This is a genomic window from Streptosporangium sp. NPDC020145 (assembly GCF_040631275.1).
GTDB lineage: Bacteria > Actinomycetota > Actinomycetes > Streptosporangiales > Streptosporangiaceae > Streptosporangium.
The window spans coordinates 1-15,744 of the sequence record NZ_JBEXZT010000026.1 but is presented as its reverse complement, the minus strand read 5'-3'; the positions used below and the strand labels follow the sequence as shown (position 1 = coordinate 15,744).

The window sequence follows — 15,744 nt, the reverse complement described above, 5'->3', positions numbered from 1 at the left end:
TGCTCAGGGGGTCGTGAGGATGACCAGGCGTTGGGTGGCCCGGGTCATGGCGACGTAGCGGTCCACGGCTCCCGCTATGCCTTCGCCGTACCTGTCGGGATCGACGAGGACGACCAGGTCGAACTCCAGGCCCTTGGCCAGTTCCGGGGTGAGGGAGCGGACGCGGGGGGTTTCCCGGAAGGCGGGGTGGCCGATGACGCAGGCGACCCCCTCGGCGTGCTCGGCGAGCCAGGTGCCGAGGATCGTGTCCAGGTCGGAGACGGGGCCGTGCAGGACGGGGACGCCGACACTGCGGATGGAGACCGGCACGTTGGCGTCGGGAAGCGCGGCCCGGATGACCGGTTCGGCCTCGGCCATGACCTCCTCAGGTGTCCGGTAGTTGACGCTGAGGGAGGCCAGGGCGATCTGGTCGAGACCGACGCGTTCGAGGCGTTCCTGCCACGACTCGGTGAACCCGTGCCTGGCCTGGGCGCGGTCTCCGACGACGGTGAAACTGCGGGACGGGCAGCGGGAGAGCAGCATCTGCCATTCGGCGTCGGTCAGCTCCTGGGCCTCGTCCACGACGATGTGCGCGAACGGCCCGGCCAGCGGGTCCTTCTCGGCGCCGGGCAGTACGGTCTCGTCGTCCAGGGAGTTGCGCATGTCCTCCCCGCGCAGCATCGTCACCAGCCCCTCACCGTCGGGGTCGGCCTCGATCAGGTTGTCCACGACCCGTGACATGCGCTCACGCTGGGCGGCGAGGGCGGCGTTCTGCCGACGCCTGCGCCGGGCCGCCTCGGGGTCGCCGAGCCGCTGACGTGCCGCGTCGAGCAGCGGCAGGTCGGAGACCGTCCAGGCCTGGGCGTTCTCCCGCTGGAGCCTGCGGATCTCGTCGCGGTCGAGCCAGGGGGCGCACAGCCGCAGGTAGGCCGGCACCGTCCAGAGGTCTCCGACGAGGTCGGTCGCCTCAAGCAGCGGCCACGCGCGGTTGAAGGCCGTGACCAGCTCCCGGTTGCCCGTCAACGACCTGCGCAGCAGATGGGCGGGGGCCTCCTCGTCGCCGTGCTTGTCCACCAGGATCGTGAGCAGCCCCTCCCAGATCTGGCCGCGCGCCTCGTTGTGCGGGGTGCCGGGGTCCGGTACGGCGAACGCCTCGGCCCAGTCGTCGGCGCCCAGCCAGATGTCCGACCAGTGCGTCGTGACCGTCATCCCCTCGGTCGGCGGGTTCTCGTAGAACCTGACGGCCTTGTCGATCGCCCCCACCAGGTCGGCGGACGACTTCAGCCGGGCCACCTCGGGATCGGCCTCTACCGCCGCGGAGCCCCCCTCGGGGACGAGGTCACGCAGGGTGCACAGCCGTACGCCCTCCTCGCCGAGGCTGGGCAGGACGTCGGCGACGTAGGCGAGGTACGGCTGGTGGGGGCCGACGAACAGCACGCCGCCCCGGTTGTGCCCGAGACGCGGGTCGGAGTAGAGGAGGTAGGCCGAACGGTGCAGGGCGACGACGGTCTTGCCGGTGCCGGGGCCGCCGTCCACGACGAGGGCACCACGGGACCCGGCGCGGATGATGGCGTCCTGGTCGGCCTGGATGGTGCCCAGCACGTCCCGCATCCTGGCCGACCGGTTGGTCCCCAGGCTGGCGATGAAGGCGGACTGGTCGTCGAGCGCGGCGTGCCCCTCGAACCCGTCCTGGGTGAACACCTCGTCCCAGTAGTCGTTGATCCGGCCCCGGGTCCAGCGGTATCTCCTGCGGCTGGCCAGCCCCATCGGGTTGGCGTGGGTGGCGCCGAAGAACGGCTCCGCCGCCGGGGAACGCCAGTCGAGCAGCAGTCTGCGGCCCTCACTGTCGGTGAGACCGAGCCGCCCGATGTAGACGGGTTCGGGGTCGTCCGTACCGACCATGTGCCCGAGGCACAGGTCCAGGCCGAAGCGGCGCAGGGTGCGCAGGCGGGCGGTCAGCCGGTGGACCTGCATGTCCCGGTCCATCGCCTGCCGTCCCGCGCCGCCGGGAGCCTTGAGTTCGGCGTCGAGCCGGTCGGACAGTTCGGCGATCGACTGTTCGAGGCTCTCCGCGATGGCCGCGAAGTGCCGCTCGTCACGGGCGATCAGCGCCGGTACGGCCTTGGCGGCGAGGCCCTCGGGAAGGTCGAACGCGCTGACGGTCTTCACATCGGTTCCGATCTTGTTCGGCGGTTCTGAGCGGTTCACGGCCTCTTCCCGCCGATCATGTCGAGCAGCAGCCGCGCGGCCACCGCCGTACCGTCGGCGCGGACCGTGTCGGCCACGGCGGTCGCCCGCGCCCGGGTCTCGGGGCTCAGTATGGCCCCGAGCGCGGCCGACAGGGACTCGGCCGTCGGGGCCGGGCCGTCGTGCGCCACGCCGACGCCCAGTTCGGCCACCCTGCCCGCCCAGTACGGCTGGTCGGCGGCCTGGGGCACGACCACCTGGGGCGCGCCCGCCCGGGTGGCCGTCGTCGTGGTGCCCGCGCCGCCGTGGTGCACGACGGCGGCCACCCGGGCGAACAGCGCCTGGTGGTTGACCTCGCCGACGACGAAACAGTCGTCCCGGCCGCCGATCGGGGCCAGGTCGGCCCAGCCACGGGCGAGGACCACACGACGGCCCCGTGCCCGGACCGCCTCGACGACCGCCTCGGCTTTCACGGACCGCATGGGCATGCTGCCGAAGCCCACGTAGACCGGGGGCTCCCCGGCGTCGAGGAAGGCCGTCAGCTCGGCCGGGAGCGGCCGTTCGTCGGGCAGCGTCCACGCGCCGGTCTGCACGACGTCGAGTTCCGGCGTCTCCCGCCACGGGTCCAGGACCGGGTCCGTCGCCAGCCACGGCCGCTCGCCGACGACGTAGCCACGGACGTCGTCGACCGGCGGCAGCCCGGCCGCCGTCCGGTTGACGTTGAGCGCCTCACCGAACAGTTCGTTGATATTGCGGGCGTCCAGGTCCCACAGCGTCCGCCTGTCGGTCACCTCGGGCGGGAACGGCCTGCCAGGATAGGCCAGCGGCGCGTGGTACGGCGACGGCAGGGTGAGCTGCTGGAAGGTCACGGAGACCGAGGGGACGCCCAGCCGCTCGGCCACCGAGAGCGCGCCCGCGGCGGCGGGCATCATGCCGGTCGCCACCAGCGCGTCGCACCCCTCGGCCGCCGGGACGAGCGCCTCGAACTGGCCGGCGATCACCTCGGCCGCACGCCGGGGCAGGTCTCCCGCGGACGGCGGAGCCGCCGTCGTCAGCGCACGGGCCGACGGCCCGACCGGAACCAGCGGGACACCGACCCCGGCCAGCCGCCGGGCGAAGTCCTCGTCCGGCGGCGCGCACACCCGCACCTCCACGCCGTGTTCCCGCAGCCGCACCGCCAGCGCCACCAGTGGTTCGACGTCCCCTCGCGAGCCGTACGTCGACAACACCACACGCATTCCGCGTCCCCCGTTTTCGCAGATCCTGGCCTCGGCCGACGATTCTGCGGCATACCCGGGGCCTTGTGGCAAGTCCCCCCATGCGCTATACGTTGAGAGTGGAAAGGGGCGAAGGCCCCTTTTTTCGTTCTCGCCCCCTCTCCGGTCCCGGCGTCGCCTCTTCTCCTGCTCCGCCCCGCGCCGGCTCTCGGTCCTGCCTCGCTCTTCGATGTTCCCCTGTTCCGGCGCCGCTCTCGTCGCCGGGCGCCGGACGGGCTACCTGGCCGCTCCCGGCAGGACGGCGGGGAAATCGGCGAACCTCCGGAGTTCTCTGGCCCTGCCGGTGTGGACGTTCACCGCGTAGAGCACCGATTCCATCTCCGAGCGGTCGGGGACGGCGAGCAGGGCCACCTCCGTGTCGCTCACCCAGCCACCCAGACGGGCCAGGCTCATCCCGTCCGAGAGGCCCGTGACACGTAGCGCCGGTCCCTCGGCGCCACCGAGGGCGTCGAATGTGCTGATCGCCGTGGGGCGTCCATCCACGTACCGGCCCAGCCTGACGAGAGTGCGCCCGTCCGGGCCGAGGGCGCTGACTTCGTAGGGGAAGTTCTTGACGGCGACCGGCCTGTTGCCCACGATCCAGACTCGGGACGGCTTCACCAGCGTGATCGGGCTGCCGCCGTCACCGACGCTCACTGGGTACCACGTGGCGTTCAGCGTGGTCGTCCTGCCCTTCTCCATGTCGACCAGGACGCTGTAGGGCTTGGGCATGCCACTCCAGTTCGTGTAGATCAGCTGCATGCCGTCGGGGGACAGCCGCAGGAAGCTCTCACCGTCGAAGTCGCCCTCTCTGACCTTGAGGGGGGCCTTCCAGGTCCGGCCGCTCGCGAGGTCGCGCACCTCGAAGGTCTGCTTCCTCTCGCTGTAGTAGGCGATCCGGCGCCCGTCCTTCGTGATCGCCACCGGGCTTCTCAGCGCTCTGCCCGTGCGGTCGGGGCCCATGGTGTCGGCGAGCGCGTAGGTCGTCCCGGATTCGGTGGCGACCCGCCACTGACCGGAGACGCACTCGTCGTCCGGCTTCCTCGGCATCGGGCACCGGCTGAGGTAGGCGTGGGTCAGCGGCCCCACCCCCCTCTCCGGCAGCGCGGTGACGTCCCTGGTGGCGGGGGCCATCGTGACGGACCTTCCGGTGCCCGTGCCGCCGCCGAGCAGGACGGCCGTACCACCGGTCATCACGGCCACGGCGGCGGCGACGGCCAGCGCCGCGCCGGCGACGCGTCTGCGCCTGGCGCCTCTTATGGCCCGTTCTGTCAGGTCGATGTGGGGGGCCTCGTCGGCCATCGCGTGGAGTTCGTCACGGAGCAGGTTCATCGGTGCGTCTCCGTCGGTACGTCGGTGAGCAGATCGGCCAGTTCGGGCGCCAGCGTGCGCAGACGCGACAGGGCGTGATGGGTCTGGCTCTTGACCGTGCCGAGTGAACACCCCATGAGCTGGGCGGTCTCGTGTTCGGTGCGGTCCTCGAAGAAACGCAGGACGAGCACGGTCCGCTGACGTGGGGTCAGCCTGCCCAGCGCCTGCCGCAGGGCCAGACGCCGTACGGTGGCCTCGTCGTGTGAGCGGCCCCGCTCGGGCATCGTGACACTCGGCAGTTCGACGTGTTTGCGTCTTCGCCACGACAGGTGCTGGTTGACCAGCGCCTTGCGGGTGTACGCCTCGACGTTGGCGTCCCTGGCGAGCCGGGTCCAGCGTGAGGCGACTCTGATGAGGACCGTCTGCAGCAGGTCCTCGGCGAGGTGGGCGTCTCCGGTGAGAAGGTACGCGGTCCGCGTCAACGACTGCTGGCGGGCCTGCAGGAACTCCCGGAACCCCTCATAGCGGTCCATACACCTAACAACTCCGGCGAGGATCGCGAGGTTGGAAGCGGAAGGCGGAAAGCACGGCCTAGAGGGAGGGCGGGGACTTGAGCAGTGACGCCGTCTCGGGCGGACAGCCGCCGCGCCGCCGCCGGAGCGCGTGTGCCGCGATGCGGACCAGGTCGACGATCACCCCGGCGCCGCCGCTGGGGTCGTGCACCTTCAGCTTCAGGTCCAGGCTGACCGGGGCCCCGCCCCACGCCTGCGCCTCGATGTTGATGTGCGCCACCTTGTGCGACTCCAGGTGCGGCAGGTATCCGAGCGGGGCCAGCTCAACCCGCCCGGCCGTGCCCAGGGCGTTGAGCTTGGACTCCATCTTGGTGTTGTCGTTCTCCGCCAGGTTGCGGAAGTCCTCGGTGCCGCCCAGGTTGACCTGGTAGGAGCTGACCAGGGTGAGCCCGCGCTCCTCCAGCAGCCGCAACAGGGCGTGGTGCACGATGGACGTGCCGAACTGGCTGGTCAGGTCGTCCCCCAGCAGGGGAAGCCCGGCCTCGGTGAACCGGTCAAGCCACCGCGGATCACGGGCCACCGTGTCCGAGGTGATGTTGACGAACGCCGCACCCGCCCGCAGCGCGGCTTCGGCGTAGGCCTCCGCCGTTCGCTGCCTTCCGCTGGGGGCCGCGTAGAGCACCACCTCGGCCCCGGCGAGCTCCCCGGCCACCCGCTCCACCTCGGCGGCGTCGGCACCTGCGTCGTCGGCCGTGAGGCCACGCCGTACCGTGACACCCGACGGCGGCAGGTCGTCGACGATCCGGGGGAAGTTGTTGGGCGGTGCGAAGATCGCCTCGGCGAGGTCCTTCCCGACCTTCCCCGGGGACATGGCGAACGCCGCCACGAAGTCGATGTCACCGACGCCCATCCCCCCGAGCACCGGCCGCCGGACCCCGACCAACTCCCCCGTGGCCCGGTACAGCGCCATCCCCTGCAGAAACGCGGACACGTTGTTACCGACACCGACAACCGCGACCCTAGCCCGTTCGATCATGCTTTCAAGGTACGGCGGCGCGCCCTCCGAAGGGCTATCCGGAGAAGCCCTTGTCCTTCAGGCGGTCGATCAGTTCGGCCATGTTCCTCGGTTCCAGCCATGGCGTACGGCCCGCGGCGTCGAGGGACTCCTTGCCGCCGACGAGCGCGGGGCGGTCGGGCTGCCGGGCGGCCAGGAACGGGTCCTCGAAGACCAGGCCCTGCGGTGGCGCGCCCACGGCGCCCGGCGACGGAAATATCAGGCTTTGTTGAGATAGGTGAGGACGGCCAGGACCCGGCGGTTGTGGTGGTCGTCGGTGATGCCGAGTTTGTCGAACATCGAGGTCGTGTACTTGCTGATGGCGCTCTCGCTGAGGAAGAGCCGCCGGCGGATGGCCTGGTTGGACAGTCCTTCGGCCATCAGGGCGAGTACGGAGTGCTCGCGTTCGGTGAGGCCTTCGAGCCGCCTGTTCGTGGAGCCGCTGGAGAGCAGCCTGGCGATGACGGCCGGGTCCATGGCGGTCCCGCCTCCGGCGACGCGTTCCATGGCGTCGACGAACTGGTCGGCGTCGAACACGCTCTCCTTGAGGAGGTAGCCGACCCCTCCGGCGCCGTCGGCCAGGAGTTCCCGGGCGTAGAGCTGTTCGACGTGCTGGGAGAGGATGAGGACCGGCAGGCCGGGCACCTCGCGGCGGGCGGCGAGCGCGGCCTTCAGGCCCTCGTCCGACTGGGTCGGCGGCATCCGGACGTCGACCACGGAGACGTCCGGCCGCCACTTCAGCAGCGCGTCGAGCGTCTCGGGGCCGGTGGTGGCCGTCGCCACGACCTCGTGCCCGTACGCCTGGAGGAGGCGGATCATCCCGTCACGCAGGAGATAGAGGTCTTCGGCTACAACGACGCGCATGGCACCATCATCCTCACGTGGGTCGGACCGCCTGCCGGGCTGGTGACCGCCAGGGTGCCGTCGAAGACGGCGAGGCGGCGGCGCAGCCCGTCGAGTCCGCTGCCGGTCCGCATGTCGGCCCCGCCCCGGCCGTCGTCCTCGACGTCGACGACGACGCCGGTCTCGTCCCGGACGATGGAGACGCGCGCCAGGCTCGCGTGGGCGTGCTTGGCCGCGTTGGTCAGCAGTTCGGCGATCCCGAAGTAGAGGGCGGACTCGATCGGCAGGTCCAGGCTCAGCCGGGCGTCGGCGCTGACGGTCGTTTCGAGGGGGCTGTCCAGGGCGAGGGCGCGGACGGCGTCGACGAGGCCCCGCTCGCTCAGCACCGGCGGGTTGATGCCCCTGACCAGGTCGCGCAGCTCGGCCAGGGAGGTGGCGGCGCCCGCCCGTGCTCCCCGCAGCAGTTCGGCGGCCTGGTCGGGGTCGGTCCTCATCAGTTTCTCCACGGTCGCCAGCGACATCCCGAGCGCGACCAGGCGTGCCTGCGCCCCGTCGTGCAGGTCCCGCTCGATCCGGCGGATCTCGGCGGCCTGCGCGACCGTGGTGTCCGCGCGCTGGGCGGTCAGTTCGTCGACCCGTTCCGCCAGCGCCATCGCGGACGACGGGCGCAGGAAGCGGACGGCCACCGGCTCGACGACCCGCCAGGCGTCCGGGGAGCGGAAGACGGCCACGGCGCCGCTGAACACGCCGAGGAGGCGCATGACGGGTGACGGCTGGGAGAGTCCGACGATCGCTCCCGCGATCCCGGCCGGTGGGATGACCGCGGACACTCCCGCGGTGAACGGCATGATGGCCACGAACCGCAGGTCACGCCAGTTCGCCGGGTCCTTCCAGCGGAGCCGCCACTTCTGGTCCATGAGGGCGTCGCGATCGCTGCGCTCGTAGGAGTGGCCGTTCCACCAGTATCCGGTGGACAGCTGCGTCACCGGTCCCGGCTGCCGGTACCCGGCGGGGATGACGGTTCCCGTCCACCTCGCGACGAGGGAGCGGACCATCCGGCAGACCGGGCGGACCAGGGCGAGGGTGCCGACGCAGGCCCACAGGAGCGGGACGATCCCCGACCAAGGGTCTCCGTGCCACACCCGGATCCACAGTGCCACGGCGACCGCCCACACGGCCGGGACCAGCAGGCTGACGGCCACCACGACACATGACCGTACGAAGCCCGTCCCCGCGCGTGTCAGCCACGATGCCAGGCGTTTCATGTCTTTCCTCGCTTTTGTTCGGTGCCTCAACTGTGCACCGTGCGGGGCGAGCGATCACAGTGGGTCCAGCCCCACTCGTCCGTGCGTCCAGACCGATATTAGGCCCCCTGTCCGCTTTGCAAGGTAGATGGGAAAGCTCCGCCCGGCCACGCCGGATGGGGCGCGGCCGGGCGGAGCGGGCCGTACGCGGGTCAGTCGGCCGGGCGGTCCTGAGGGCTCTGCTTGGCGGGGAGGTCGGGCTCCTCGTCGGTCCAGGTGAGGGAGCTGACCGCCGCGTAGGACTCGATCAGCTCGCCACGGTAGGAGTTGGCCGACTCGGACGCGAGTGGTTGTCCCGTGGTGGTGTCCAGCACGAACCGGGTCCGCGCGGCGGCCCCCTCCTGGAAACCGACCGCCTGACCGGTACGGCCGAGCGGATCGGTGACCGTGCCGAGGGACTTCACACCGGGCAACACGGCGCACATACGGTAGACCGCGGCCCGCACCTCGGCGGAGACGGGGAAGTCCATGACGAGCTGGGTGCCGTACTGGAAGACGTTGGCGTTCATGTTGACCGGCTCGGCGCCGTACCCGTCGGCGACGACCTTCTCCAGGTAGGTCCGTATCCCCTCGGGGGTCGTCGGCAGCGCCTTCAACGCCTGCGGGGTCATGGGGGTGTCGAACAGGGTCATCGACTTACCGGCGTCGTTCCACACGGCCTGGCGTTCACCAGGTTCGGCGTGGAGCGTGACCTTCCGATCGGGGTAGGTCCAGCTCCGCGGGGAGCCCGCGGCCCGCCAGGCCTTCTCGTCCTCGGGCGTCGCCGGGGCGGTTCCCTGCTCCTGCGTGATCGTCCACGCGCGTCCACCCGGTGCCCGCGGGACCCAGGACTCGACCGCGGTGGTCTTCGCAAGGCGGTAGCGCTTGTCGGGAGAGTCGAGCCGGCGGCCGTTGACGGCCTTGCGCACCCAGTACTTCCCGGTCGTGGGCATCCTGACGGTCGAGTTCGCGGCGGCCAGGAAGACGTCCTTGGCGGACAGCACCGCCACGGAGCGCGTGGGCGCGGGATCCGGGGCCCCCTGCGAGAGCACGACGGCCGTGGTGGCCGCGACGCCGAGCAGGCCCGCGCCGAGGGCGGTCCACCTGGCCGCCCGGATGGCCCTGCGGATCCGGCCGACGGTGGGCTCGGGGAGAACGGGTTCCCGGGAAACGGTTTCCCGGAGGGGCTCCTGGAAGGCGGCGGTGAGTCGTGCCCTGCCTTCGGCGACCACCTCCGGCGTGGGCGGTCGCACCGACATCAGCGCGCGGATCTGGGCGAGGTCATCCATCCGATGCTCCGATCAAGGGGTTGACGCCGCCGAGGGCGGCTCGCAGTTTTCTGCGGACGCGGTTGAGCCGCGATCCGACGGTTCCCGTGGGGACGCCGAGGGCGTGCGCGATCTCCTCGTAGCTGAGCTCGGCCAGCGCGAGGAGCAACAGCGCGTCACGGTCGGCCTCCGGCATCGCCTCCAGGGCCTCCGCGAGCGGCCCCCGCACGCCCGCGGCGGTGAGCCGTCCGGCCACCAGTTCCTCGTGTCCGGCGTCGATCCCGTCGTCGGCCGACATCCGGCGCAGGACGCTCAGGTGGTGTGCCTCCTGGCCACGGTGGCGGGCGAGGAGGTTGGTGGCGATGCCGTACAGCCAGCCGCGGACCGTTCCCCGGGCGGGGTCGAAGCCCTCGCGGCCGCGGAAGGCCGCGAGGAAGACCTCCGCCGTCAGGTCGTCGGCGGTCTGGGTGCCCAGCCTGCCCGCGACGTAGCGGTGGATGTCCGGAAAATAACGGTCGTAGAGGACGGCGAACCGTTCGGGGACGTGGAGGGACTCCTCGATCGCATGGGCGTCCTCGGCCTCTCGCGATGGGGTTGTGATCATCTTCTACCGGTGGCGTCGATGGCCGTCAGAGGTGTTCTTCGTGGGTTCACACCCCTACTTACTGAAACGGGCACATCTTCTTCACGGCGACCGCCGCGTCACCCCTCGTACGGCGTGCCCTCCTGCTCGGACTCGGCCAGGGTCTCGGGGAACAGCGCGGCGGAGGCGCCGGCGACCTCGACGCCCAGCAGGCGGCCGTGTTCGTCGAGGTCGAGGATCACCTCACCCCGCAGCGCCGGGTCCTCGACCACGATCCGGGTTCTCGCCGCGCCCGGGGCGATCTCCTCGGCCAGGTGGACGTAGGCGACGTCGTTCTCCCCGTCGTGTTCCACGCGCAAGGTCGGCCCCCGGATGTTCGATCGTGCTGTCACTGACAGAGTGCCCCGCCTCCGTACATCCTGGCCACGATCGGCGATGTAAAGAAAAGTAGACATGATGTTTTGTTTGCTTTACATTGAAGGCATGTCGGCGGAAGAGAAGCGCGCCTGGGTCATGCTGGTGGTCACGGTCGTGTCCTACGTGACCTACGTGTTGGTCGTCCTCGGACGGGTGGGAGCGGGCGCCCTGGCCGCCGTGCCGTACGTTCCGGTGCTGCTGTGGACCGTCGGCTCGGCGATCGTGGCGACGATCGTGCTCGATGTGGCGCTCGCGATAGCCTCACCCGGGGACGCCGACAGGAAGGACCAGCGCGACCGGGAGATCTACCGGTTCGGCGAGTACGTCGGCCGGTCGTTCGTCGTCGCGGGTGGCGTGGCGGCGCTCGGCATGGCCATGGCCAGGCTGGACCACTTCTGGATCGCCAACGTGATCTATCTGGCGTTCGTCCTGTCGTCGGTCCTCGGATCGGCGGCCAAGATCATCGCCTACCGCAGGGGTTTCCAGACGTGGTGAAGCCGACCAGGATCACGAACACGATCCGGTCCCTCAGATTCGCCCAGGGTGAGATGACACAGGCGGAGCTCGCCGAACGCGTCGGTGTGACCCGTCAGACCGTCATCGCCATCGAGCAGGGCCGCTACTCGCCGTCCCTGGAGATGGCCTTCCGCATCGCCCGGGTCTTCGGCGTCCCGCTCGACGACGTCTTCCAGTACCCCGAAACCGAGGAGTGACCCCGCTCCTCGCGACCCCCAGTCAGTGAGGAGAGACGGTCATGCGTGCGATCACCCACGAGCGGTACGGCCCGCCCGACGAGGTGTTACGGCTCAAGGAGATCCCCAGGCCGGTTCCCCGGGACGGGGAGGTGCTGGTCAGGGTCCACGCGGCCCCCATCGGGGGAGACGACTGGCACCTCATGCGGGGCATGCCGTACGTCGCCCGGTTCGTGACCGGGCTGCGCAGGCCGAGGAACCCCGTCGCCGGGCTTGAGGTCGCCGGACGGGTCGAGGAGGTCGGCGCGAACGTCACGGAGTTCGAGCCGGGTGACGAGGTCTTCGGCTGGTGTGCCGGCTCCTTCGCCGAGTACGTCGCCGTCCCCGAGGGGCAACTCCTGCCGAAACCGGTCAATCTCTCCCTGGAACAGGCCGCCGCCGTACCCATCTCGTCGTTCACCGCCCTGCAGGGGCTGCGCGACGGGCGGATCGGCCCGGGGCAGCGGGTCCTGGTCAACGGCGCCTCCGGCGGCGTCGGCACGTTCGCCGTGCAGATCGCCCGCTCGTACGGCGCCACCGTCACCGGCGTCTGCGGCCCGGCCAAGGCCGACCTCGTGCGTTCCCTGGGGGCCGAGGACGTCGTCGACCACACCAGGGAGAGGTTCGCCGACCGGGGGGAGCGCTACGACCTCATCCTCGACGTGCAGGGGAGCCCGTCCCTGGCCGAGTGCCGTCGCGCGCTGAAGCCGCGCGGGACCCTCGTGATCGTCGGAGGGACCGGCGGCCCCTGGTTCTGGGGGACCGACCGCTGGTTCAGGGCCTTCGCGCTGTCGCCGTTCGTCGGGCAGAGCCTGCGGGTGCGGGTGCACACCGACGACCGCGCCGACCTTCTTCTCATGAAAGAACTCATCGAGGCGGGAAAGGTCACCCCCGTCGTCGACCGTACGTATCCGCTGGAGCGGGTGGCCGAGGCCATCCGTTATGTCCAGGAGGGGAACGCGCGGGGCAAGGTGGTGGTCACCGTCCCCTGACCAGGCGTTCAACCCGCTATACAACGAAATATCGCCCTTAAGGGATATATCTTCCTTAAAGGTTAATATTCAGTTTTGGTATGGCTTATCCGGCAGAAAGGCCATGGCGGGTGGGGCGACTCTCCGGCGGGAGGAGTACCTTCTGATACGCCTCATTCTCCCTTGGCATCGGGAGCGTCAGTGTCGCGACGGCGCACACCCTACGAAATCGTCGAGGCGGTCATCGCCGACCTCGGCCCCGAGGAACTCCCCTTCCTGCCCCGGCTCTGGGCGGTCCACGTCAGGAACCCCGCGGACGGCCGGTCCCGGGAGCGGCTCATGGGCTCCGGAATCCTGGTGGAGATCACCGCCTGGACACCCGTGGTCCTCTCCTTCGTCGGCGGTGCCCTCCTGGACGCCGCCAAGGACGAGATCTCCGACCAGACCCGCACCGGGATACGCGGCCTCTTCGGCCGGGTGACCCGGCGCGGCAGGAAACGGCTCATCGAGGAGCCGCTACCGCCCTTCGACGATCGGCAACGCCGCAGGATCGGGGAGGCCGTCCTGTCCAACGCCCTCGCGGCGGGCCTGGCCGAGCCCCGGGCACGGCTCCTGGCCGACGCGGTCGTCGGCGCGCTCCACCGCGAACTCGGGCTCGACGCCCCACCCGACGCGTCCGGGGGGTGACCCGTGCGGGGGAACGGCCCCACCCTGCCCTCGACGAGCGCCGAACGCCTGCGGCTGCTGTTCCTCACTGTCGCGGCGGGAGCGCTCTTCGGCGGTTACTGGTTCCTGGTGCTCCTCCAGGACGGCTGGAGCGAACGTAACCGGGCCTGCGGCGCACTGCCCGGGATCGAGGAGTTCCTCGACTGCTCGACCCGGATCCTGGTGTTCCAGGCGCTGGTCCCGCTGGCCGGTCCCGTGCTGGTCGCGGTCCTGACCGTGTCGGCCTACCTGGCGGCGCCCGTCGTGATCACCCACCGGCACGGCGCCCGTCCGCTCGACCCCTGGCCCCAGGCCATACGGGAGACCGTCGAGCGGGCGGGACTCGACCGGGCGCCGACGCTGATGCTCAGCGAACAGAGCGGGCCGCTGTGGATGTTCGTCTACGGCCGCAGGAACCGGCACCGCGTCATGCTCTCCTCCGACACCCCCCTGTGCGCCGTGACGGACACCGAGCGGGTCACCGCGACGCTCGCCCACGAGCTCGGCCACCTGCGCAACCGGGACGTCGACCGTACCTACCTGGCCGTCTTCGCCGTCGCGAGCCTGGCGCTGGTGACGATCGCGCCGGTCGGGCTCTCGGCGCTGCTGGTCACCGGCCCCACCCCGGCGCTCGCCGTCACCTGGCGCGACCTCGTGCTCGCGCTGCTGGTCACGGGCACCTGGGCCGCCGTGGTCAGGGCACGCGAGCACGACGCCGACCTGTGGGGCGGCGACCTGCGGCCCGGCGGCATGCTCGCCCTGCTGACCGGCGGGAAGCAGGAACGCCGCGGCCTGCTGCGCCTGCACCCGCCCCACGAACGGCGGCTGAGGGTGCTGCTCGACCCGGACCTGCTGCTGCGGCCCTCCGCCGTCGAGGCCGTCGCCACCGGGATCGCGGCGGGCGTCGTCGTCACCGAACTCGGTGTGAGCCTGCGGACGCTGCTGCCCGTGCCGCCGCTCGTCGCCTACTGGGTGGCCGGTCTCGTCGCCGCGGTGCCCGTCTCCGGGATCGTCGGCCTGGCCGTCTGGCGGGCGGGGGCGGCCCGGGTCCTCACCCGGCTCCAGGTGCTGGCCTGCGGCCTTGGGCTGGGCGTGGGGCTGGTGGCCGGGCTGGTCCTGGCGCCCAGGTCGGGTGTGCGGTGGAGCCGCTGGATCCCCACGGCGCCCGACTTCACGGCCGTCGCCGAGCCGACCGAGATTCAGCCGGGCACCGCGATCTGGATGACGGTGACGCTCCTGGCGCTGACCACGGCGGTGACCGGCTGGCTCGCCCTGGCCGCCCGCGCGTGGGCGCCCAGGGCGGGGACGCGTGCCTGGCGGTACACGGCGCCCCTGGCGGCCCTGATGCTCGCCGTCGTGCTGGGCACCTGGTCCCTCGCCGCCCGCCTGGCCGCCTCCGAGCAGTGGGGCGCCGCCGACCTCGCCCGCCTGATGATCACCCCCCAGGCGGCGCTGTTCCCGCTGGTCCTCGCGCTGGTCGCGCTGGTCGCGCTGCTCGCCCCGCGTCTGCCCCTCCGTACGGCTGCGCCCCTCCTCGTCCTCGTCCTCGTGCTCCCGCCAAGCCTGCTGATCCTCTCTCCCGCGCCCCCTCCGCCCGTGACGACGCGCGCGGCGGCGCTCCCCGACTCACCCCAGGCGGGCGTGATCTGCCTGGGGCTGTTCACCGTCGGTGTGTCCGGATTCGGCGCTCCCGCCGACCACGCCGCCAGGGCGCGGCTGGGGGAGACGCTGCGTGACTCGGACGACGGCCTTCTGCGCCAGGTCGGCGAACTGTTCCTGCGCGGCGCCCGCACCCGGTCCCAGGACCTGGAGGGACTGGCGTGGACCGCGTTCGTCAGACGCTGCGACCACCTCAGGCGCTACCGCGACGCACCAGTGCCGGAACCCGTCTCCCCGTTTCCCACCGAAGGGTGGTGACGCCATGTCCCGTGCCGGGACGCTTGGCCGTACTCTCCTGGCCGTTCCTCTGCTGCTCGTCCTGCTCGTGCCGTCGGCCGGACGGGCCGACGGCACCACGGGCAGGGCCGTGCCCGCGCTCGGCCGCGGGCTGCTCACCCTCGCCGACCTGCCCGCCGGTTACGCCCCCTGGAAGCCCGAGTACAGGCCCTACAGCACCAGCACCAGTCCGGAGTGCGCCGCCGTACTCGACGAACTGGAGTTCGGCAGGCCCCGATACCGTGGCGTCGACTACGCCTTCGCCGGGTTCGCCGCCAAGGGGGCCTTCGGCCCGTGGATCGTGGAGAACCTGCGGCGCTACCCGACGGCCGTCGTCGCCGACCACGACCTCGACCGCGTCCTGAGGGTACTGCCCCGCTGCTCGTCGTTCAGCCTCGCCTACCGGGGTGAGCGCCCGGCCGTCTCCGTCGTGCGGGTCACCCCGATCAGGATGGCCGCCCTCGGCGACCGGAGCCGGGCCATGTGGATCACCGTGAACGTCAACGGCGAGTGGGCCTACGGGGAGGTGCTGGTTCTGGCCAGGGTGCGCGCCACCCTCATGGTCCTCAGCCAGCTCGCCTTCCGGCCGCCGAAGGCCGCGGCCGCCCAGGCGGTCGCCGCCAGAGCGGTCGCGAGACTCCGCGCGGCCAAGGTCTGAGACGTGTTCCGCGGGGGGCGGCCCGGGGGGGGGGGCGGCGGCGGCGGGCAG

The 15,744-nt window shown here is 71.4% G+C and carries 17 protein-coding genes; 6 read left to right on the top strand and 11 right to left on the bottom strand.

Translation table 11 applies throughout. The features are described 5' to 3' along the window. Positions 1 to 3 precede the first annotated feature (3 nt). The 11 genes from helR to ABZ463_RS33135 all read right to left on the bottom strand — a co-directional run bounded on the left by helR (position 4) and on the right by ABZ463_RS33135 (position 10,668). Entirely contained in the window at positions 4 to 2,187 is a 2,184-nt protein-coding gene (helR, locus tag ABZ463_RS33185) for an RNA polymerase recycling motor ATPase HelR (protein ID WP_362782178.1), read from the bottom strand. Next, entirely contained in the window at positions 2,184 to 3,404 is a 1,221-nt protein-coding gene (locus ABZ463_RS33180) for a glycosyltransferase (protein ID WP_362782175.1), read from the bottom strand. Before ABZ463_RS33180 ends, helR begins: the two co-directional genes overlap by 4 nt. Positions 3,405 to 3,659: 255 nt before the next feature. Next, positions 3,660 to 4,754 (bottom strand): hypothetical protein, encoded by a 1,095-nt coding sequence (locus ABZ463_RS33175; protein ID WP_362782172.1) that lies wholly within the window; start codon positions 4,752 to 4,754, stop codon positions 3,660 to 3,662. Further along, entirely contained in the window at positions 4,751 to 5,266 is a 516-nt protein-coding gene (locus ABZ463_RS33170; protein WP_362782169.1) for a SigE family RNA polymerase sigma factor, read from the bottom strand. Before ABZ463_RS33170 ends, ABZ463_RS33175 begins: the two co-directional genes overlap by 4 nt. A gap of 58 nt (positions 5,267 to 5,324) precedes the next feature. Beyond that, positions 5,325 to 6,281, bottom strand: coding sequence for an inositol-3-phosphate synthase (locus ABZ463_RS33165; RefSeq protein ID WP_362782167.1), 957 nt, complete (start codon positions 6,279 to 6,281; stop codon positions 5,325 to 5,327). 34 nt (positions 6,282 to 6,315) lie between these two features. Continuing rightward, positions 6,316 to 6,498: a hypothetical protein gene (locus ABZ463_RS33160; protein WP_362782164.1), complete on the bottom strand. Its 183-nt coding sequence runs from the start codon at positions 6,496 to 6,498 to the stop codon at positions 6,316 to 6,318. Positions 6,499 to 6,518: 20 nt separating this feature from the next. Further along, positions 6,519 to 7,163, bottom strand: coding sequence for a response regulator transcription factor (locus ABZ463_RS33155; protein WP_352012844.1), 645 nt, complete (start codon positions 7,161 to 7,163; stop codon positions 6,519 to 6,521). Further along, positions 7,148 to 8,407, bottom strand: a complete 1,260-nt coding sequence (locus ABZ463_RS33150) for a histidine kinase (RefSeq protein WP_362782161.1) — start codon at positions 8,405 to 8,407, stop codon at positions 7,148 to 7,150. The genes ABZ463_RS33155 and ABZ463_RS33150 overlap by 16 nt, the downstream gene beginning before the upstream one ends. 191 nt (positions 8,408 to 8,598) lie before the next feature. Further along, complete coding sequence (locus ABZ463_RS33145) at positions 8,599 to 9,714, bottom strand: CU044_5270 family protein (protein ID WP_362782158.1); 1,116 nt, start codon at positions 9,712 to 9,714, stop codon at positions 8,599 to 8,601. Further along, entirely contained in the window at positions 9,707 to 10,297 is a 591-nt protein-coding gene (locus tag ABZ463_RS33140; protein WP_352012847.1) for an RNA polymerase sigma factor, read from the bottom strand. The genes ABZ463_RS33145 and ABZ463_RS33140 overlap by 8 nt, the downstream gene beginning before the upstream one ends. Positions 10,298 to 10,395: 98 nt before the next feature. After that, positions 10,396 to 10,668, bottom strand: coding sequence for a DUF2283 domain-containing protein (locus ABZ463_RS33135; RefSeq protein ID WP_362782154.1), 273 nt, complete (start codon positions 10,666 to 10,668; stop codon positions 10,396 to 10,398). Between the two features lie 91 nt (positions 10,669 to 10,759). Between ABZ463_RS33135 and ABZ463_RS33130 the strand changes: the two genes are divergently transcribed. The 6 genes from ABZ463_RS33130 to ABZ463_RS33105 all read left to right on the top strand — a co-directional run bounded on the left by ABZ463_RS33130 (position 10,760) and on the right by ABZ463_RS33105 (position 15,693). Further along, positions 10,760 to 11,188, top strand: coding sequence for a hypothetical protein (locus ABZ463_RS33130; RefSeq protein WP_362782151.1), 429 nt, complete (start codon positions 10,760 to 10,762; stop codon positions 11,186 to 11,188). Beyond that, positions 11,182 to 11,406 (top strand): helix-turn-helix transcriptional regulator, encoded by a 225-nt coding sequence (locus tag ABZ463_RS33125; protein ID WP_352012849.1) that lies wholly within the window; start codon positions 11,182 to 11,184, stop codon positions 11,404 to 11,406. The genes ABZ463_RS33130 and ABZ463_RS33125 overlap by 7 nt, the downstream gene beginning before the upstream one ends. Positions 11,407 to 11,447: 41 nt before the next feature. Beyond that, positions 11,448 to 12,416, top strand: coding sequence for an NAD(P)-dependent alcohol dehydrogenase (locus tag ABZ463_RS33120; RefSeq protein WP_352012850.1), 969 nt, complete (start codon positions 11,448 to 11,450; stop codon positions 12,414 to 12,416). 180 nt (positions 12,417 to 12,596) lie between these two features. Beyond that, positions 12,597 to 13,082, top strand: a complete 486-nt coding sequence (locus ABZ463_RS33115; protein WP_362782147.1) for a hypothetical protein — start codon at positions 12,597 to 12,599, stop codon at positions 13,080 to 13,082. 3 nt (positions 13,083 to 13,085) lie between these two features. Beyond that, positions 13,086 to 15,017: a M48 family metalloprotease gene (locus ABZ463_RS33110; RefSeq protein ID WP_362782145.1), complete on the top strand. Its 1,932-nt coding sequence runs from the start codon at positions 13,086 to 13,088 to the stop codon at positions 15,015 to 15,017. Between the two features lie 4 nt (positions 15,018 to 15,021). Beyond that, entirely contained in the window at positions 15,022 to 15,693 is a 672-nt protein-coding gene (locus ABZ463_RS33105; RefSeq protein WP_362782142.1) for a hypothetical protein, read from the top strand. Positions 15,694 to 15,744: the final 51 nt, after the last annotated feature.

What these genes read in the sequence shown, in the direction of transcription:
- ABZ463_RS33150 (WP_362782161.1), bottom strand. Translation starts at nt 8,407, where the DNA reads ATGAAACGCCTGGCATCGTGGCTGACACGCGCGGGGACGGGCTTCGTA.
- ABZ463_RS33170 (WP_362782169.1), bottom strand. Translation starts at nt 5,266, where the DNA reads ATGGACCGCTATGAGGGGTTCCGGGAGTTCCTGCAGGCCCGCCAGCAG.
- ABZ463_RS33175 (WP_362782172.1), bottom strand. Translation starts at nt 4,754, where the DNA reads ATGAACCTGCTCCGTGACGAACTCCACGCGATGGCCGACGAGGCCCCC.
- ABZ463_RS33140 (WP_352012847.1), bottom strand. Translation starts at nt 10,297, where the DNA reads ATGATCACAACCCCATCGCGAGAGGCCGAGGACGCCCATGCGATCGAG.
- ABZ463_RS33130 (WP_362782151.1), top strand. Translation starts at nt 10,760, where the DNA reads ATGTCGGCGGAAGAGAAGCGCGCCTGGGTCATGCTGGTGGTCACGGTC.
- ABZ463_RS33120 (WP_352012850.1), top strand. Translation starts at nt 11,448, where the DNA reads ATGCGTGCGATCACCCACGAGCGGTACGGCCCGCCCGACGAGGTGTTA.
- ABZ463_RS33165 (WP_362782167.1), bottom strand. Translation starts at nt 6,281, where the DNA reads ATGATCGAACGGGCTAGGGTCGCGGTTGTCGGTGTCGGTAACAACGTG.
- ABZ463_RS33145 (WP_362782158.1), bottom strand. Translation starts at nt 9,714, where the DNA reads ATGGATGACCTCGCCCAGATCCGCGCGCTGATGTCGGTGCGACCGCCC.
- ABZ463_RS33155 (WP_352012844.1), bottom strand. Translation starts at nt 7,163, where the DNA reads ATGCGCGTCGTTGTAGCCGAAGACCTCTATCTCCTGCGTGACGGGATG.
- ABZ463_RS33105 (WP_362782142.1), top strand. Translation starts at nt 15,022, where the DNA reads ATGTCCCGTGCCGGGACGCTTGGCCGTACTCTCCTGGCCGTTCCTCTG.
- ABZ463_RS33180 (WP_362782175.1), bottom strand. Translation starts at nt 3,404, where the DNA reads ATGCGTGTGGTGTTGTCGACGTACGGCTCGCGAGGGGACGTCGAACCA.